The organism is Rurimicrobium arvi (genome assembly GCF_039540495.1).
Classification (GTDB): domain Bacteria; phylum Bacteroidota; class Bacteroidia; order Chitinophagales; family Chitinophagaceae; genus Rurimicrobium; species Rurimicrobium arvi.
The window spans coordinates 1,034,204-1,054,331 of sequence record NZ_BAABEZ010000022.1 but is presented as its reverse complement, the minus strand read 5'-3'; the positions used below and the strand labels follow the sequence as shown (position 1 = coordinate 1,054,331).

The 20,128-nt window shown below is 48.5% G+C and carries 14 protein-coding genes; 10 read left to right on the top strand and 4 right to left on the bottom strand.

The features are described from left to right. The first annotated feature begins 55 nt into the window (after positions 1-55). Complete coding sequence (locus ABD846_RS11375; RefSeq protein WP_344826881.1) at positions 56-3,808, top strand: DEAD/DEAH box helicase; 3,753 nt, start codon at positions 56-58, stop codon at positions 3,806-3,808. Here ABD846_RS11375 and asnB read toward each other — a convergent pair. Then, the gene (gene asnB, locus ABD846_RS11370) at positions 3,801-5,690 is read right to left on the bottom strand and encodes an asparagine synthase (glutamine-hydrolyzing) (protein WP_344826878.1); all 1,890 of its coding nucleotides are present in this window, start codon (positions 5,688-5,690) and stop codon (positions 3,801-3,803) included. The genes ABD846_RS11375 and asnB overlap by 8 nt on opposite strands. Position 5,691: 1 nt before the next feature. Beyond that, positions 5,692-6,813: a glycosyltransferase gene (locus tag ABD846_RS11365; protein ID WP_344826876.1), complete on the bottom strand. Its 1,122-nt coding sequence runs from the start codon at positions 6,811-6,813 to the stop codon at positions 5,692-5,694. 49 nt (positions 6,814-6,862) lie between these two features. Between ABD846_RS11365 and ABD846_RS11360 the strand changes: the two genes are divergently transcribed. The 8 genes from ABD846_RS11360 to ABD846_RS11325 all read left to right on the top strand — a co-directional run bounded on the left by ABD846_RS11360 (position 6,863) and on the right by ABD846_RS11325 (position 16,580). Then, complete coding sequence (locus ABD846_RS11360; protein WP_344826873.1) at positions 6,863-7,909, top strand: glycosyltransferase family 4 protein; 1,047 nt, start codon at positions 6,863-6,865, stop codon at positions 7,907-7,909. A gap of 45 nt (positions 7,910-7,954) precedes the next feature. Beyond that, positions 7,955-8,689, top strand: coding sequence for a 3-deoxy-manno-octulosonate cytidylyltransferase (kdsB, locus tag ABD846_RS11355; RefSeq protein WP_344826871.1), 735 nt, complete (start codon positions 7,955-7,957; stop codon positions 8,687-8,689). Positions 8,690-8,714: 25 nt separating this feature from the next. Continuing rightward, positions 8,715-9,791, top strand: coding sequence for an iron-containing alcohol dehydrogenase family protein (locus ABD846_RS11350; protein WP_344826868.1), 1,077 nt, complete (start codon positions 8,715-8,717; stop codon positions 9,789-9,791). A 154-nt stretch (positions 9,792-9,945) separates the two neighbouring features. Next, complete coding sequence (locus tag ABD846_RS11345) at positions 9,946-10,359, top strand: hypothetical protein (RefSeq protein WP_344826865.1); 414 nt, start codon at positions 9,946-9,948, stop codon at positions 10,357-10,359. Between the two features lie 50 nt (positions 10,360-10,409). After that, positions 10,410-13,205 carry a PKD domain-containing protein gene (locus ABD846_RS11340; RefSeq protein WP_344826863.1) on the top strand — a complete coding sequence of 932 codons (2,796 nt, stop codon included), beginning with the start codon at positions 10,410-10,412 and terminating at the stop codon, positions 13,203-13,205. A 102-nt stretch (positions 13,206-13,307) separates the two neighbouring features. Further along, positions 13,308-14,621 carry a cryptochrome/photolyase family protein gene (locus tag ABD846_RS11335; protein ID WP_344826860.1) on the top strand — a complete coding sequence of 438 codons (1,314 nt, stop codon included), beginning with the start codon at positions 13,308-13,310 and terminating at the stop codon, positions 14,619-14,621. Positions 14,622-14,632: 11 nt separating this feature from the next. After that, positions 14,633-15,877: a DUF2130 domain-containing protein gene (locus ABD846_RS11330; protein ID WP_344826856.1), complete on the top strand. Its 1,245-nt coding sequence runs from the start codon at positions 14,633-14,635 to the stop codon at positions 15,875-15,877. A 67-nt stretch (positions 15,878-15,944) separates the two neighbouring features. Then, complete coding sequence (locus ABD846_RS11325; RefSeq protein ID WP_344826854.1) at positions 15,945-16,580, top strand: nitroreductase family protein; 636 nt, start codon at positions 15,945-15,947, stop codon at positions 16,578-16,580. Here ABD846_RS11325 and ABD846_RS11320 read toward each other — a convergent pair whose 3' ends face one another. After that, complete coding sequence (locus ABD846_RS11320; RefSeq protein WP_344826851.1) at positions 16,581-17,237, bottom strand: NUDIX hydrolase; 657 nt, start codon at positions 17,235-17,237, stop codon at positions 16,581-16,583. Between the two features lie 55 nt (positions 17,238-17,292). Between ABD846_RS11320 and nadB the strand changes: the two genes are divergently transcribed. Next, a complete protein-coding gene (gene nadB, locus ABD846_RS11315) occupies positions 17,293-18,888 on the top strand; it encodes an L-aspartate oxidase (RefSeq protein WP_344826848.1) in 1,596 nt (531 codons plus the stop codon). Between the two features lie 7 nt (positions 18,889-18,895). Here nadB and ABD846_RS11310 read toward each other — a convergent pair whose 3' ends face one another. Further along, positions 18,896-20,095 (bottom strand): hypothetical protein, encoded by a 1,200-nt coding sequence (locus tag ABD846_RS11310; RefSeq protein ID WP_344826844.1) that lies wholly within the window; start codon positions 20,093-20,095, stop codon positions 18,896-18,898. Positions 20,096-20,128 lie beyond the last annotated feature (33 nt).

The window sequence follows — 20,128 nt, the reverse complement described above, 5'->3', positions numbered from 1 at the left end:
CATCCATATTGCGTATTTTTGGAGATTGCTTTTTTGAACAGGATCCTGATTTTCTATGTCTTTACCCGCTTTATTGCGTTTTATTTATAATCATGGTTCCGGTCAGGTGATTACCCGCGGTAAGAAGATCTTTTTCAACAGGGGAGTATCCCTGCTGGATACTGATTACCATATCGAGCAAGTACGCTTCCGGGTCCGCAACGATGTTTATAATAACCACTATACCGTAACCGTATCCAAATTTCTGCAGCCCGATCAGGTTTCTGTGCGCTGTCAGTGCCCGTATAATCTCGGCGAGATATGCCGTCATGAGGTAGCCGCACTGATGCATCTGAACGATCTGATCCAGAGTGGCTTCTTTCAGAATACACAGGTACGCTATCAGCAACATCATACGGTGGTGCGTATGCGGGATATCAATCTGCCGATGCTGCGCATGTTTACAAATGAAGACATGATGCAGCGTGCTACGGAGCTTGCATCGCAGCGCGTATGCGAAGTGCTCTCGGCAAAGAACGAAAAAGTAACAGGCAGATTGCAGCTGGAAGAAGATGCGGAACCGCGTGAAATTGTGCTGCTGCAGAATGAAGACAGGTACTTCGATACTTCCTGCTCCTGCTCTGAAACTGCTTATCCCGTTTGTATCCATAAGCTCACGCTATTTGTACAATTACACAACGAACACGGATCTCAATATTTCCGCGGTCTGCAGAACTGGGATGAACAGAAGAATAAGCTGCTGCGTCTGTACGGCTATTCCCTGAATGACGACCTGGAAGGTAAGTTTGAGTTCATTTACCAGGACGGGAAACCGTTTTTGCGGGTACTGGATCCATCCATTAAGAAAATTGGGGCGGCTCCGGCTCCGGTAGTTCCGGTGGTACAGGAGGCCGAACCGGAAAAAGAGGAGGAAGAAGATGAAACCCGTTCGCTTGGCCTGGTGCTCGAAGCTGCAACGGAATGGTATCCTCACTGTTCTGTGCAACTGGTGATGGGCAACGCCGACGAAGAACGGCAGGCATTCACAGGCCCTATAGAAAGGGTAGACCTGCAGAAATATCTGAATGTGGATGCGTTTGAACCGCATGAGCGGGAATGGATCGCACTGGCGCGTAAAGCCGCACCGGAAGAACTGGTACGGTACCTGAAGAAATCACTGCCCTTCGGGGATTTCATCGGCGATTATAACGCAGTGCTGAAAGATAAGCCTGAAGCAGAATTGTTTCATCCGATATGGGAATATTTACTGCCGAAGTATAAAAGCCTTTTTGAGCAAAGCCACGATTCCGGTCTTTGTTTTGTGCATCTGCCCGGTAAATCTTTTTCGACAAAGGGGCTCATGCCTGTACGCTTTGCTGCGGAACCGGCTTTGCCTCTGCTCAAAGTAAGCAGACAGGGAAAAAAGTACCGTGTTACACTGGGCTGGCAGCTTGGAGAAGAGCTTGTAGCCTATAAGGAAGTGCGCTCACTGAACAGCGCTCTTCTGGAGCGCAATGGGGTATTGTATGCAGTACAGACCATCGATGAAATTGCGATCATAGAGGCCATCGGTCCCGATGGTATCCTGAACCTCGAAGCGGGAGCATGGCCGGAGTTCCTTAAGGAAAAACTGGTGCCCTGGAAAAAGATCGTTCCGGTCGATTTTCCCGCTGATATGGTGCAGATACAGGAAGATATTCCTGTACAGTTCCGGCTATACCTGTTTGAACAGGGAGAATCGCTGCACATGAAACCCGCCTTTCTGTATGGAAATATGGAGGCGAGAATGGGCGATCCTGTGGAGCTCACTGAAGCGAAAGACGGGATGGTTGAGATCATCCTGCGTGATACCGTACGGGAAACGGAGTTCTGCAATATGCTTCAGGGGTTGCATGAGAATATGCTGTACAGCATGCGCGAAAAGCAATTTTACATCCATTCCAAAAATGTGCTGAAAGCTACCTGGGCGCCGAATTTTAATGCACGGATGCAGGAATGGGACGTACAGCTGCTCGGTTATGATAATCTCAAAAACCTGCGCGTAAACCGGAATATACCGGAAGCAAAAATCAGTATATCCAGCAATATCGACTGGTTTGAAACAACCTTGAATATCGCGTTCGGCGACCAGGTTGTTTCCATTGCCGAAGTGAAAAAGGCATTGGCGCGCAAAGAGAATTTTGTGAAGCTGCCGGACGGTACCGTTGGAGTATTGCCGGAAAATATGCTGCAAAAGTTTACCCTCCTCACAAAAATGGGGGAGATAGACGGCAACAAACTTAAAGTCCGGAAAATACATTTCAGCATTCTCGACGAGTTGTTGTCCGAGGTGGACGAAACGAGTCTTCAGGAAGAGCTTGAATCGAAAAAGGAAACGCTCGACCGTATTATTGATAACGATTACTCGAACATACAGGCTCCGGAAAGCCTTAAGGCCGTACTGCGTCCTTACCAGCTTGCCGGTTTTCAATGGCTGATGTTCCTGAAGGAAGCCGGCTGGGGCGGTATCCTTGCCGACGACATGGGTCTCGGTAAAACAGTACAGACTTTATCCTGGCTTTCCCATTATAAGAAAGAACATCCTGAAGCTAAATTTCTGGTGGTGTGTCCCACAACGCTTACCTATAACTGGGAAAAGGAAATTCAGAAATTCACGCCGCATATTACGGCATTGATCCATCATGGCCCTAAACGGGCGTCCAACCCTGCAGCTTTCGAACAGATTGATGTGGTGATCACCTCATATGGTACGATCCGAAGCGATATCAAGATGTTTGCAGATATGGAGTTCGATTATGTGGTGCTCGATGAATCGCAGGCGATTAAAAATCCGAAGTCGCTTGCCACAAAAGCTGTCTCATTACTGAAAGCAAAATACAGACTGGCACTCAGCGGTACACCTATTCAGAATAATACCTTCGATCTGTATGCACAGATGAATTTCCTGAATCCGGGTATGCTCGGTTCCCGCGATTTCTTCATGAATGAATTTGCCGTACCTATCGACAAGTTCCAGGAAAAAGACGCGAAAGACCAATTGCGGAAACTTGTGTATCCGTTTATGCTGCGTCGAACCAAAGACCAGGTTGCGCGCGATCTTCCGGAAAAAACGGAAACGGTATTGTACTGTGAAATGGGCAAAGATCAGCGAAAGGTTTATGAAGCGTACCGCAGCAGTTATCAATCCAAAATACTCGGCATGATCGACGAGCAGGGATTGCAGAAATCCCAGTTTCATATTTTACAGGGACTCACGCGCCTGCGGCAGATATGTGATTCTCCTGCTATTGTGAACGACGGGGAAAAGTATGAAAATCATTCGGTGAAGCTGGAAGAGCTTACGCGCGAACTGGTTGAGAATACGGGTAACCACAAAGCGCTTGTGTTTTCGCAATTCCTCGGCATGTTGTCGCTGATCCGCGATGAACTGAAAGCTCAGAATATTCCGTTTGTATACTTCGACGGGGGCACCTCATCCGCCGACCGTGAAAAGGCGATCAGAGAATTCCAGGAAAACGATGCATGCAAGGTATTCCTGATCTCATTGAAAGCCGGGGGAGTGGGTCTGAACCTTACCGCCGCGGATTATGTGTATATCGTAGATCCGTGGTGGAATCCCGCCGTGGAGCAACAGGCTATCGACCGGACACACAGGATCGGTCAGACGAAGAGCGTATTTGCATACCGTTTTATCTGTAAGGATACGATCGAAGAAAAAATGCTGTTGCTGCAGGAAAGGAAAAGGTTGCTGGCCGAGGATCTTATCACAGACGATTCTGCGATCATGAAGCGGCTCACACGTGAGGATATTGCGTTCCTGTTCAGTTAGCCGTAAACTGCCGGAGCCAGCTTTCAATCGCAGCCAATGCAAAAAGAGTATAGGCTCCGTCGGTCCTGTTGTTTATCGTGTCATTGTAAAACCGTTCGACCTGCTGTCTGTCGAAGTATTCCGGCCATTGGCTGCAGACCTGCATGACCCTTTCGCGCAGGTTTTCGCGGAAGGCTGCATCTTCCTGTAACCATGAGCGTATGGGTGCACCGAATCCGGTTTTGGGTCGTTTGATAATATGCTCCGGAACATAGCGGGACGCTACTTTTTTCAGGAGATATTTTGTTTCGCTTCCTTTCATCTTCAGTTGCGGCGGCAGGAGCGCACTTAGTTTTGCAAGCTCCGTATCCAGGTAAGGCACCCGGATCTCCACGCCGTGCGCCATGCCGATCTTATCCAGGTAATTCAGGTTGTGGGCCGCGAGGAAGCAATGAGTTTCCAGTTGCAGCATCTGGTTCAGCGGATCGTGTTCTTCCGGGATAGCAGCAAGCAAACCGGCACAGTAAGTATCAATTGTGTCGAGGGTCAGTTGCTCCCGCAGGTCGGCCGAGAACAGGTTCATGGCTTCACTGCGGTTGATCCACAGAAAGGATTGTAGCATACGTTCGTTCGGTGGAGCCAATGACAACCGGAGCAGTTTTTGCAAACGCCGGACTTTCCCCGCAGGGAGCATTTTTAGTAATGCGCCGCCGGCTTTTCTCAGGCCCGCGGGTATATTGTCGAGTGCATTGTAATAGTACAAAGCCTGGTGTCTTCTGTAGCCGGAAAACAGGTCGTCTGCGCCGGTTCCTCCTATCAGCACATCCTGTCCCGCGTCTTTCGCACGCGCAGCAATGTCCGAAACAAAGAAACACGCCGGATCTGCCTGCAACTCTTCCAGTGCATATATTATTCTGTCCAGATCATGTATCAGATCGGGTTGCGCGTTTACAGTATGCAAACGGCATTGTATTTGTTGCGCAAATGATACTGCATGGGCATAATCGTCCGCAAAGCCTTCCTGCACGAATGCAGCACCGGCTTTTACGCTGTAAGCATCTAACTGTCTGCCGGGATATAATCGTTTCGTGAGTCCTGCCAATAAGCTTGAATCTACGCCTCCGGAAAGAAAAAAGGAAACAGGCTTGTCAGATAACAGTTGCCGCTGCATGCTTTGCTGCAAAGCGGTATCAAGCTGATCGATCCAGTCTGCTTCTGTCTGCACGGTGTATTGCCTGGTGTATAACGGTCTTGCCCAGCTGACCGTTTGACGGCGTTGCGACCGCATGTCTATTGTTATGAATTTTCCAGGCCCGAGCCGCTCAATTTCCCTGAAGCCGCTTGTTTCCGTAAGGTTATATTGCAGCATCAGGCATTCAAGCATCGATTCCGTGCGGACACTTAAAGGAGAAGATGAAAGCAATCTCAATGTCTTCAGTTCCGAAGCGAATGAAAATGCGTTTGGCAGCTCATCCCGGAAATAAAGCGGCTTTACACCGAAGCGATCGCGTGCCAGTATCAGTTGCTGCTCCCCCCGGTCATAAAAGGCAAACGCGAAAATGCCATTCAGTTCTTCGAGTATATCCGTGCCATAACGGATCAACAGATGGAGCAACGTTTCTGTGTCAGAGTGGGAACGGAATGAAATCTCCGGCAACTTATTACGCAGTGCCGTATGATTGTAAATTTCGCCGTTGTATATAAGGACATAGCGTTTGCTTTCGTCCTGCATGGGCTGGGCTCCTGCATCGCTGAGGTCTTGTATTGCGAGTCGCGTATGGAACAGCTGCAATGTATTGTCCGCGTAATATCCGCTGCCTTCCGGCCCGCGGTGATGCAGGGAATCCGTAATCGGTTGGATATTCTCTACAGGTATTCCTGTCTTTCCGGCTATCCCGCACATATTATCGTTTGGCGATCTTTTGCAGCAAACTTAATAATTTTTGGGCGCGACCTTCAGGAGTTTCCATTTTTGCGAGCCGTGCAAAACCTTTTTGAGTGAGGGTTTGCCGCAATGCTTCAGAAGATGCTATGGCTTCAATCCTGGCTGCAATATCCTGTACATTCAGCGGATCAAAATACAAGGCTGCATCGCCGCAGATATCGTGGGCAAAAGGTCTGTCGGAACACAAAATTGGTTTCCCTGTCTGCATGGCCTCCGGAAAACTTGCAGAAAAAGTTTCCAGCAGCGAAGGGATGAATGCGGCATCGCATTGGTCGTAACAACTCTGTAGCTGGTCTGTTGTCACCGGACCGATATTCTCCAGATAACCGGCAACGGAAATCTGCTGCGCCAGTTTCTGAAACGCAGACTCAGGAAGTGTCAGTAAAAAGGTAACTTTTCTGTTAGTTGCCGCCAGTTGCCCGATCAGCGAAGGCAGTATTTCAAAGTTTTTATGCGGGTAGTAGGCGCTCAGGTAAAGCAGTCGGAGTCTGTCGCCGTCAGGTGCAACAGGTGCGTAACGCAGTAACCCGGGATACGTGTTGCCGATGACGCTGATTGCGGAACTGCTGATGTGTACTTCCCTGGATAAAGCTTTGGCTGCAGTCTCTGTCTCTACCCAGAAATGATCGGCATTATTTTTCAATTCGCGGAAAAGCAGCATACGGCGCAACGCGTAGGACAGTTTGCTGAAAAGCCCTTTTCTGAAACGCTCCTTTATGAATGCATCGCTGCTGAACAGAAATACGCCGTTGGCGAAGCCGCACAGATGCGGGCCTTCCGGTCGCCACAGTGACGGGCCGAACACCGTAAATATTGCGTCGGGCCCGATCTTTAGTTCCTGCTGCTGCATGAAGCGGCGATGGCGCGACATTTGTACAGTTCCATACACGGGTTTTTCCGCGAGTCGGGTAATATGCAGCCACGGACGCTGCATAGACAAATCGGACTCGCCGAAATATGGAGAAAGAAAAAAATGAAATTCATGGCCCGCGTCGGACCTGCCCCACTCATACATAAGGCTCCGTGTTACCTGGAGCGCTCCGCCGCTGCTGAGATTGGTTGCATTAATGATGAATTTCATGTCGTACGACTAAGGTACAGGATTTTGTTCTGAGTGGTATCTTTGAGCAATGGCGAAGCGCATTTTATTCCTTACTGCCCGGTTGCAGCCCTATCTGTGTTCCGGCATAAATGCACTGATGGCAGCGGCGGATGTGGAAATTCTGGTCTATACGCAGCGTTGTCCGGAAAATGAATTGCTCCGTTTCAACACCGGACCGCTACGGATATTCACCTATGATTACGAACCGGAAACTTTCTTCTGGAAAGAGATCCGGTCTTTTAAGCCCGATCTTGTGTTTTGTGCGGGATGGATGTACCGGATATACCTCTCCTGGTGCCGTACCCTGAAAGCGGATGGGGCGCACACTGTCTGCGCCATGGATACACAATGGAAAGGGAGCTTTCGTCAGCGAATACACCTGCTGATCGCTCCGTTTACAATACCGTCATCTTTTACCCATGCGTGGGTTCCCGGTTCACGTCAGTATTCCTATGCGCAGCGCCTGGGTTTTCGTAAGGAACAGATAATGGAAGGGTTGTATGCGACCGATACGCGCCTCTTTTCAGCAACCTGGCCCGTATCTGCGAACAGGCAGGCAACAGCCTTTCCCAAACGCTTATTGTACGCAGGGCGACTGGAACCTCACAAGCTTCAGGGACTTGTTAAAGCCTTTCGCGACATAGCGGATACAGAAAGAAGAGGCTGGATATTGACCATCGCGGGAAACGGCTCTATGTCTGATGATCCGCTGTTGCGGGCCGGCAATATCCGTCTGTTATCGCATAAGAGTCAGCCGGAACTCGCGCAGCTGGCTTCGGAAGGCGGCGTGTTCTGCCTTTGCAGCAGCGATGAACCCTGGGGGATGGTGATACAGGAGTTTGCTGCGGCAGGTATGCCCTTGCTGGTATCGCATCAGTGCGGCGCCTCCGATCTTTTTTTAAAAGGTAACGGATGGATATGCGACGGTAGAGATACAGCAGATATACGTAAACAACTAAAGCAGATTTTCGCCGTATCGGATAAGGAACTGTTCCGGATGGCAGCCGAAAGCCGCAAAATAGCGATGCATCCTGACCCGGAAGATTGGGCGGCTGTTTTATGCGCGCTTGTGTAAATCTTTTTTCGGCATTTCCTGATCATAAAGCTAATTTTGGACTCTATGAAAGCAGTAGCTTTAATACCTGCGCGCATCGGGTCTACCCGCTTCCCGCGTAAGATGCTGGCCTCTCTGAGAGGAAAGACCGTTATCCGGCGCACATACGAATCTGCCGTACGTACGGGCTTGTTTGCCGATGTAATCGTGGTAAGCGACGATGACGACATTATTGCCGAAGTGATCAGCTGTGGCGGTAAAGCGGTAAAAAGCAGCCGCACTTTCGAAAGTGGTACGGACAGGATTGCGGAAGTGGTGGCCGGCATGGAAGCGGATGTTTTCGTGAACATTCAGGGCGATGAACCTTTTGTACAACGTGAGCCGCTCCGGCAGCTGCTGGGTTTATTTGAAGAATCCGGCACCCTGGTAGGGTCGCTCGTTCAGGAGCTGAGCCATCCGGAGTTCATCGAAGATCCGAACTTCGTTAAAGTCGCACTGGACCTGCACGGTAATGCCTTGTTTTTTTCCCGTAGCGTAATCCCGTATCCGCGTAATACACAGGCAAAACGCACCTATTATGAACATATCGGCGTATATGCGTTCACCAAGCCTGCGCTGATGCAATTTGTCAGCTGGCCGGTAAGCCCGTTAGAGGATATCGAAAAGGTGGAATGCCTCCGTTTCCTCGAAAACGGAATCCGGATGCGCATGGCAATTACCCGATATATGGGTGTGGAGATAGATACACCCGAAGATATACAACGGGCGGAAGCGATTATGGATGAGAAAGGGTGGGAGTAAATAATAAAAGAAAGCAACATACTATATGCAATTCAGAAATTTTAAAATGGTGGACTATGTGGTGTATGGCCGCGGATGTTTCGCCCAACTGGATGAAATCCTTGCTCCGCGCCGGAGCGACGGTAAACCCATGATCTTTTTGCTGGACCATCATTTCGAACAGGATGCTGCGTTTCAAAGCCGTATTCCGCTCAGGGGAACAGACGAACTGATCATTGCCGATGTGACGCATGAGCCCAAAACGTCTTATGTGGATGAGATCACCCGTAATATCAGGGAACGTCATGGGGTTGTTTCCGGCATTATCGGGATCGGCGGCGGCTCCGTAATGGATCTCGCAAAGGCGGTTGCGATCATGATGACCAATGAGGGTAGGGCACAGGACTATCAGGGATACGATCTGGTAAAGAACAAAGCGGTTTATAAAGTGGGCATTCCAACTATTTCCGGCACTGGCGCTGAAGTATCGCGCACATGCGTACTCACCGGGCCCGAGAAAAAGTTGGGTATGAATTCGGATTTTACACCGTTTGATCAGATAGTCCTGGATCCGGAATTGATAAAAGGCGTACCTAAAGACCAGAACTTCTATACAGGTATGGACTGCTATATCCATTGCATTGAGTCCCTGGATGGAACTTTTCTGAATATGTTCAGCAAGTCATATGGTGAAAAAGCGCTGGAAATGTGCCGTAACGTGTATCTGCGTAAGGATGTCTGGGATGAAGACAGCGATGAGCAGCTGATGATGGCGTCATATGCAGGCGGGATGAGCATTGCTTATTCCCAGGTTGGGGTCGCACATGCCGTAAGCTATGGACTTTCCTACCTTTTGGGAACCAAGCACGGCATCGGGAACTGCATCGTTTTTAATCATCTGCAGGAGTTTTATCCCGAAGGGGTGGCTGAATTCCACGAAATGGTCAGAAAACATAATATACATATTCCAACGGGTGTATGCGCAGGTCTGAGTGATGACGAGTTCAACAAGATGATTGATGTTTCCCTGGGAATGAAACTTTTATGGGAAAATGCACTGGGTAAAGACTGGGAGCGCCAGATGACGCGTGAGCGGCTGAGAGCACTGTACGAAAAATTATAATGGTTAATAAATTGTTAACACGATTAAATGCAGCCAACCTCTGCAAAAAAGCAGACGTCTACCGTTAGTTAGACGGGTTTATGTTCGATTAGGAAAATTTGGAATTTAAAAAAGCGAATCGTAAATTCACATCCAAAATATAGAAATCTAAACTATGAAAAAGATATTTGTAACCTTCGCAATTGTATTGGGTCTTGGTACCGTATCTAAAGCCCAATCGGCTGTTGTTAACGCCAATGAAGAGGCGGTTAAAAACTACGATGGCGTGAGAGGTAACTTCTTATACCCGTTGAACGACCGTGAAAAAGTTAATGTTAACTATGATCTGACGCCGAAGCATCCCACTTCTGTAGCTCATGTTACCATTCATACACCTAATCCTATGCCTTTTTCCGCAAATATCACCGATGCAGCGGGTAAGGTTGTTCATACATGGAAACCTGAATCTCAGGTATATCTGTACAAAGCAGACTGGAACATTGAAAAGCTGCCTGCAGGCAAGTACAATGTAAATCTGTTCATGGGTGACAACAAACAAAGCATTTACACATTCCAGTTCAGCAAATAGTCGATCTGGATTGCCGCTTCTATAAACTTTAATACCCTTAAAAGATTAAAATGAAAAATCTTTTCTCAAAATTGCTCGTGGCGTGCTCCCTGTTATGGGGTACGCAGGCTGAGGCCCAGCTCTCGGCCCCGAACGCGTTTATTTACGGAGATTACGTTGAGGTCGGAGTTTCGGTAACCGGAGCTTTCGGAGGATGTACTCCGCCTTCAGGCTATCACCCGAACGTAGCCGGATCTTTAGGATTCGTTTCTGATCCTGATAAAGACGGTTGGGGTGTTGCTGCTCCCGGTAGTGCAAACTACATGGGGGATTACTTCGTTCCGGGTTCTCCGTACGAAGGTTGGGATCTTCAGTATAACGGTAATACTTATCGCTATCGTAACTGTCCTTCCAGCGGCAGCTGTCCGGGTTCTGCCTGTGCGAATGTGTCTGCCACCCTTACCGGTACAGATTATTCAACAATCTGGCAAGGTACAAACGGTAACCTTCAGATTACTCAGAAAACGGTAGTTAAAAAGGATAAGGTGTACTTCGTTATCTTCGTGGATATCGAAAACGTGGGTTCCTCTACGGTGAATAACATTTATTATTTCCGCGGACTTGACCCGGATAATGATCAGCCATGGCCCGGCGGCGGTTTCCCTACAGACAACCGCGTGGTATTCCAGCCGAATGCAGTTTCCAAAAACTGTCTGGTGACGGCTAATGGTCGTGGTTATCCGACTCAGGCTTACCTGGGATTGGGTACTAAAGACTGTCGCGCTAAGTGCTGTATTTTCAACCCCTGGCCTTTCAGTGCACAACCTTCTGATGTGTACAACCAGTCAGGTACCGCTTCCACTTCTTCCGGATTCTATTATAACGTAGGTACAGCCACCATCAATCAGGATATTGCAATTGGAATGGTATTTAACCTCGGAACACTTGCTCCGGGTCAGAAAACATCCCTTGCTTACACTTACATCCTGAAACAGGCTGACCTTGACTCTGCTCTGGGCGAGACCGCTCCTAAATTTGAATCAGCAGGTTCTCCTTACTCTCCATATTCCACTTTCCGTGTTTGTCCGGGTAAAACCGTTAACCTGCGCATCATCAATGGTGGTCAGTACAAATGGGTGTGGACTACTCCTTCTTTCCCGAACTACATGACTGCTACCGGAACTTCTACCCTGATCGCTCCGGGCGGAACAATCCCAACCGTAACCGGATCTGTTACTTATCCATATGGTGCGGTGTACGGAGACTCACTGGTAGTAACTGTTTGGGGACCTAAAACCTACACTGCTACGGGTATATCCAACTGTGATACGCAATACCTCGTGTTTTATGTAGATACGATCAGCTTCTCCGTTCCACCTTCGGTTGTATCCCCTGTCCGCTACTGTGAAGGAGCTACTGCTTCGGCTCTGGCTGCTACAGCTGCAACGGGCGCTACGCTGAACTGGTACACCGCTCCTACCGGAGGAACGCCGACAGGAAGTGCGCCAACGCCAAGCACCGCTTATACCGGCTCTTCAGGAACAGATTTTGATACGGTGAATTACTATGTAAGTCAGACAAATGCCGCAGGTTGTGAAACTCCGCGTGCACGCATACAGGTAATCGTTACCAAGAAACCAACTGCACCTGTTGTGAAAGATACTATTTACTGTATCTGGGATACTGTTGCTCAGGTTTCCGCTACAGGCAGCAACCTCAAATGGTATGATGCCGCCACAGCCGGAACCAGATATGCACTGCCTCCGACTCCGAACAACACATCTGCAGGAACACAAAGTTTCTGGGCGACTCAGACCATCAATGGTTGTGAAAGTGACCGTTCTCAGTTGAATGTGGAAATCAGTCAGGCAATTGCAGCATTCGTGAAAACAAAAGATTCTCTTTGTGGTCCTGAATTGCTCTCCCTCACAAACAATTCAACAACGAGCTCTCCGGGCAGCTACACTTCCCTGTGGGAATTCGGTGACATGGCTACATCTACAGACAGTAATGCTACTCACTCTTACGCAGATGCTCGCGGTACCTACACCGTTCGTCTGACGGTTACCAACGCAAATGGTTGTCAGGACAGCGCTAAACAGGTTGTTGAAGTGTTCCCTGTACCGGTTATGTCCGTAACTGCTGACTCCGTTAAAATCTGTCAGGGTGAGGCGATCAACTTCTCCGGTTCGGTTACTCCGGGATACCGTAGCCTGTTCTGGGATTTCGGTGACGGTGATCCTGCTTACTCTACGTTGAATGTTCGTCACTCTTTCACAAAAGGTGGTGTGTTCAATGTACAACTGAAAGGAGATTACCCTGCATGTCCTGCGGCTGTAGCTTCTATTACGATCGAAAGCGTATCTATCCCGAATGTAAACCTGGGTGATGATATTGATTTCTGTCCCGGAAGCACTCCTCTGGTTCTGAAAAACCTGTCTTCAGCTTCAGTTGATAAGTATGAATGGAACACTGGCGATACAACTGCCACATTGACCGTTTCCACTCCTGGTTTCTATTCACTTCGTGCTCAGAACTGGAGATGTGCTTCTTCAGACAGCATTACGATCAACAAAGCCTGCTTCCTTGAAGTGCCTAACGCATTCTCTCCGGGTTCAGGTAGCGACTATACTGCATACTTCCTGCCTCGTAACCTGCTGGCGAAATCTGCAATCACTTTCCACATGCAAATCTTCGATCGCTGGGGTCAGCTGATCTTCGAAACAGATAAGCTTGATGGTAAAGGATGGGATGGTAACTACAAAGGTCAGGCAATGCCAATGGGCGTTTATGTATACATGATCCGCATATCATTTGAAAATGGTACCAGCGAATCTTACAACGGAAATGTAACCCTGATGCGTTAATACATCGGGTTCCTATAAATGCAAAGACGCCGCAACTCAGTTGCGGCGTCTTTGTTTTAGAAATTACCTGTACGTACTTTTGACTGGTTGAATCTTTACCTCATGCACAAAAAGCAATCTGTGGCAATATGCTGGTTCCGTCGTGATCTGCGGCTTAACGACCATGCGGCATTATATCACGCACTCAGGTCAGGCTTGCCGGTATTACCTCTGTTCATCTTCGATACCACTATCCTTTCCCGTCTGGAAGATAAAGCTGACAGGCGGGTGGATATGATACACCAGGTTGTGGGCGGATTACAGGAACAATTACGTACACTGGGTTCAGATATGCTTGTCGCACACGGTACACCGGAAGAGGTGTTCCGGCATCTGCTGCAGGAATATAATGTGGCGGCTGTTTATGCCAACCGCGACTATGAACCGGCTGCAATTGAAAGGGACAATACTATTGCAGCAATATGTACGGCAGCAGGAATTGAGTATCACAACAGTAAAGACCAGGTTATTTTCGAGCCGCAAGAGATTCTGAAAGACGATGGAACACCTTACACTGTTTATACACCTTACAGCAAAAGATGGCTTGCCAGGCTGAACCCTTTTTTCCTCAAGGCATACCCGGTGGAGCAATATTTTTCTGCGCTGTTGCAATTCCGTGATAAACAGCTTCCATCATTACAGCAACTGGGTTTCAGGAAAACCGACTTTACATACAAAGCGCCTGAACTGCCGCATCAGGTGATTGCCCGCTATGGTGAAACGCGCGATTTTCCGGCGGTAGAGGGTACCTCGCACCTTGCACCGCACCTGCGCTTCGGTACGATCAGCATCCGGCAACTGGCTGCATTCGCCCAAAAGAAGAACCTTGTTTATCTGAAAGAGCTTGCGTGGCGTGAATTCTTTATGAGCATCCTGTTTCATTTCCCGCGTGTGGAACAACACCCGTTCAAACAAGCGTATGCCGGGATCAAGTGGCGTAATTCTGAAGCGGAATTCGACGCATGGCGCAAGGGGCAAACGGGCTATCCGATGGTAGATGCCGGGATGCGCGAACTGAATACTACCGGAACAATGCACAACCGCGTAAGAATGGTCGTTGCGAGTTTTCTGACGAAGCACCTGCTGATCAACTGGCAGTGGGGTGAAGCCTATTTCGCAAAGAAGCTGATGGATTTCGACCTCTCAGCCAATAATGGTAACTGGCAGTGGGCAGCAGGCTGCGGATGTGATTCCGCCCCTTATTTTCGTGTGTTCAATCCGTCCGAACAAGTGAAGAAATTCGATCCCGATTTGAAATATATCCGTAAGTGGGTGCCGGAACTCGATAGTCTGAGTTACCCGCAGCCGATAGTCGAACATAGTTTTGCCCGCGACAGGGCATTAAAAGCGTACAAAGAAGCATTGAATAATCAGTAAGCGTCAGAAACATGTCACAGACAAAAATTACCTGTCCCAATTGTAATACACAGTTTGAACCCAATGATGCACTGCGCGATGAAATGCGCCGTCAGATGCAGGAATGGAAAGTGAAGCAGCAGCGCGAATTTGAGCAGAAAGAGCAGGAGTTCCGAACATCGCAGGAACAGCGTGAGCAGGAATTGAAGCGTGAGTTCGAAAAGCAGCGCACCGTGATCGCACAGGAGGCAGCAAAGGAACAGGAAGCCCGCATTGTCCAGCAATACGAACACCAGATACGACATCTCAACGAAGCGAATCTTCAGAACGAAGAACGCTTGAAGGCCGCGCGAGAGAAGGAGTTGGAGTTTTTGCGCAAGATGAGCGAATTGCAGCATAAAGAACAGGAAATGAATATCCGCATGCAGGAACAATTACTTCAGGCTCGCTCAGAATTGTCGCAGCAGGTGCGTAAAGAGGAAGAAGAGCGCTCGCGCATCAAAGAACAGGAATACCAGTTTAAACTGAAAGAGATAGAACAGCAGCTGGAACAGCAGCGTAAGCTGGCAGAGGAAATGAAACGCAAAGCGGAACAGGGTTCTATGCAATTGCAGGGAGAAGTGCAGGAGATTATGCTCGAAGCCTTACTGAGACAACGTTTTCCTATGGATCAGATTGAGGAGGTAGGTAAAGGACAACGCGGAAGCGACTGCATACAGCTGGTGCGCAACCAGTTCGGACAGCCCTGTGGTAAAATAGTTTATGAAAGTAAACGCACCGCGGCCTTTTCAAACGATTGGATTGATAAAGTAAAAGCAGATATGCGCAGCCAGGGCGGGGACATTGCCGTTATCGTGACACAGGTGCTGCCAAAAGAAATCGAATCGTTTGGCATGAAAGACGGTGTGTGGATATGCTCGTTCCGCGAGGTGGCCGCACTGGCATTACTGCTGCGTGAACAGATATTGAAAGTGTATCAGGTAATCCAGAGCCGTGAGAATAAATCAGATAAAATGTCGTTGCTGTACGAATACCTTACCGGCAACGAATTTTCCGAGCAATGGAAAGCCATACGTGAAGGTTTCCAGTCCATGAAAATGTCCATCCAGAAAGAGCGGGATGCAATGGAGCGATTGTGGAAGGCCCGCGAAAAGCAACTGGAAAAAATATTGCTGAATGCAGCCCATATCCGGGGATCGGTGGACGGAATAGCCGGTCTGCAGCAGATCAACCTGGATCTGAATGCGGATGACGATGAATTGCTTCTATTGGAATAGTCGATGAACTTATTATTTTTTGCAGGCAGCTTCAACGCTGAATAATAGTAATTTGCACTCCAGGAATATGAGTCTGAAAGATGTTTTACACTGGCGCTATGCCCCAAAGCGAATGACCGGAGCGGCCGTTCCGGAGGAGCATATAGAGGCGATATTGAAAGCAGCGCAGTATGCACCCACGTCGATGGGGTTGCAGCCTTTTACCATGATCCTGATCCGTAACCGGGAAATGGTGGAACGTATCCGACCGATCGCTTATAACCAGCCTCAGGTCTCGGAAGCTTCCCATTTACTGGTATTCGCTTCTTATTCGGTGCTTACAGAAGCGCATATCGATAAATACCTTCAGAATATTTGTGCTACCCGTGGCGTGACGATGGAAAGTCTTGACGCATTCCGCAGGTCTATGCTGCGCTTCATGGAAAACAGCTCTGATGAAGCTATTCGCGTATGGGCCGAACATCAGACTTATCTTGCGCTTGGTTTTGCAATCGCAGAAGCTGCCCTGCTGAACGTGGATGTAACCCCTATGGAGGGCTTTGATCCTGTTCAGCTCGATCAACTCCTAGGATTACAGGAGAAGGGACTGCGTAGTACAGCATTGCTTGCTATCGGTTACCGTGATGCAGAGAATGATTTCCTGGCGCATGAAAAGAAGGTGCGTCGTAGTCTTGACGAACTGGTTATCCGCATATGCGGGTAATCAGGGATTCGGATAAACCAGATCCCTCAATACAAGTTCCAGTTCCGCTATCATAATAGCTGTAGCTCCCCATATGATCGTATTGCCGGCAATGCGGTATGCATTCACTATTCGTTTGATATCCGGAAAAGCCGGAGATACGACCTCCGTCTGTGTTTTCGATTCGGGTGCAAATAATTCGCGTAAGGGAATACGCAATACAGATTGCACTTCCGAAGCGCTCAAACTAAGGTTGTCTACATCGTCTATGAAGCCGACGAACGGCGATACATTAAAATTGCTCACCACCACATATACGGGACTCAACTGTCCCGCCACACGGATTCTGCTGCTCTCGATACCTACCTCTTCGAAGGTTTCGCGTAAAGCAGTTGTAAGAAGATCCGGATCCTCCGGTTCCCTTCTCCCTCCCGGGAAGCCGATCTGACCACTATGCGCATGCCCGTCTTCGGTACGCCGTATTGCAAGCAGGTGCCATTCTCCGTCTTCCGGAAATAATAAAGCCATCACAGCACTCTCTTTAACAGTAGGAGGCAGCTTATCCGGCATGGCCTTGATATTCGGAAACATCATCTTCAAGGCTTCCTTAGATGGCAGCGGCGCTTTCAGCGATTGTTCCAGTACTTCGGGCAGATGTGGGAAACTCATCAGATTCATACACCAAAGTTATTGTCTGATACAGTAATATTGTAAGCATTTTCAGCAGTTTACTATGCAGACAGACTTCCTGGTTATCGGCTCCGGCATTGCGGGCCTCTCCTTTGCGATCAAAACAGCAAAGAATTTTCCCGATAAGGAGATCACGATCCTGACAAAGGCGAATACCGATGAAACCAATACCAAGTACGCTCAGGGCGGCATAGCAGTAATGAGCGGTCATGATTCGGATACATTCGACCAGCATATCCAGGATACACTGATAGCCGGAGACGGACTCTGCAACCGGGAGATCGTGGAAATTGTAGTCAAAGAAGGTCCCGAACGCGTGGCGGAACTGATCGAATGGGGAGCCAACTTCGATAAAGACAGTAAAGGCGAATATCTGCAGGGAAAAGAAGGCGGTCACTCCCAGCACCGCATCCTGCACCATAAAGACATTACCGGTTTTGAGATAGAACGCGCACTGCTGACGGAGATGCAGCAATATCCGAACATCAAAGTGTACAACCACTGGTTTGTGATCGATATTATCACCCAGCACCACCTTGGTTATCTGGTTACCAAATCCACTTCAGATATTGAATGCTACGGCGTTTACGCACTTAACCTGCACAACGGTAAAACCGAGCGCATTCTTTCCCGGGTTACACTGATGGCGTCCGGCGGAGTAGGGCAGGTATACCGGACTACTACCAATCCGTCTATTGCCACCGGAGATGGCATCGCGATGGTATACCGCGCGAAAGGCCGGATCGAGAATATGGAATTTATCCAGTTCCATCCTACGGCAATGTACCAGCCGAATACCCATCAATCGTTCCTGATTACCGAAGCGGTACGGGGCGACGGAGGTATCCTGCGCAATCATAAAGGCGAAGCGTTTATGGAACGTTACGATAGCCGGAAAGACCTTGCTCCCCGCGATATTGTAGCGCGTGCAATCGATAATGAGATGAAGCGTTCCGGTACTGAATTCGTGTACCTCGATTGCCGTCAGATGGACAAAGAACGTTTCCTGCAGCATTTTCCCAATATTTATGAAGCCTGTAAGCGTAACGGTATCGACGTATTTGAGCAGATGATACCTGTCGCGCCCGCCGCGCATTATTGCTGCGGGGGTATCAAAACGGACGAGCACGGATGCTCTTCCATCCGGTATTTGTATGCATGCGGTGAATGTGCGGCAACAGGCCTGCATGGAGCCAACAGGCTTGCCTCCAATTCGTTGCTTGAGGCATTGGTTTTTGCGCATCGCTGTGCAGAACATGCAACGGCTTTGTTCCACAATACATCCTGGAAAACGGAAGTGCCAGCCTGGGATACAAGCGGTACCACAGATCCGCGCGAAATGATCCTGATCACTCAGGGGCTTAAGGAATTGCAAAGCACGATGAGCGATTATGTCGGTATTGTACGTAATAACATCCGTCTCAAAAGGGCGATGAGGCGCCTTGATCTGCTGTTTGAAGAATCCCAGGAATTATACGCATCCACTACGCTGTCGCCGCAATTGTGCGAACTCCGCAACCTGATCACTATAGGCTATCTGATTGTGAAATCTGCGGAATTAAGGCAGGAGAGCAGAGGGCTGCACTTTACAACGGATTATCCCGAAAAGGCCGCTATTCTTCAGAATGTAGTACTGTAAAAAATGATTACCGCTTATCCGGATTGTAATCATATGCCACTTCGTAGGGCGTATGCTTCAGATTGTGCGCAATCCGGCCAATCGGAAGATCTTCAATTTGCGGCGTGGGCTCGCACACGTAATATTTTTTATCCTTGTAGATAATGGGTTTTCCTGCCTGCTGCTGGAACTGTACCGCAATGGTTACGTGCTTCGGATAGAGCAGTACGATCATCGGCAGATTGTAAATTTCTTTCACCAGAGAGAAAAAGAAGGCAGCCCGGTCGTCACAATCACCCACACCCTTCTGCAGCATCTGCTCGGGTGCAAGCCTTTTTTCCCGCCCGAATTGTTCCTGGTCGTTTTTGTAAGCAAACGCATTGCGTGAAAAACGCATCAGGTAATCCACTCCCTTTTTCTGACTCATCCCTTTCACGGCTTCTTTCAGTTCGGGGATCAGTGAATTATATGTTTTTTTGCTGAGCGGAATATTGAAATACGCTTCGTAATCGACCACCGGATAATTGACGAAGATGTTTTGCACATCCGGGTTTACCATCACCTTAAAAGTGTAGTTCCTCTTACCGTATGCAAACCGGATATCCTGTTCCTGATATTGCTCGTTCGTAAAGTCGGGCATACGTGTCACACGATAAGAGAAATTCTTTACCGCTTCAGGGTCTTCGATGGGGACTTCAAAAAAGCTGAGGTGATCGAAATCAAGCTGACTGCCATAATCATGATAATTCAGGCATACATATTGGCGGCCATTTTTGCGGAAGAACGGGATGTCGTAAATATTATCATCACTTCTCACATAAAAAAGCAGCTTATGCTCCGAAATCGCCAGACGCGCATCGAAGCCCGACTTGCACATCAGGAACCATTTATACAACGTATACAATTCAAAATTCTCCTGCTTGGCACATATTTCCTGGGCGGTTTTGCGAACCAGCTGATAATAGAACCAATCATCCAGTTTGTTTTTCTGACGGTAATACAGCAGACGGTTCACCAAGGCCTGATAAGGCTTCATGCTCGCTGCTTTATAAAAGCCGATCACAGAATCTGCGTTCCAGTTTTGTTTATCAAAGCGGATGGATTGCCAATAGTCGGTCTGGATTTTAAGGGAATCGCCGTAAAAGTCAAAACTACGGGTAGGGTCAGCAGATACTTGTACAGAGCTGACCAATAGCATGAAAAGCACTATGTAAGACCGCAATTTCATTTCCCCTGGTTGAGTGAAATGAAGTTACGAAAT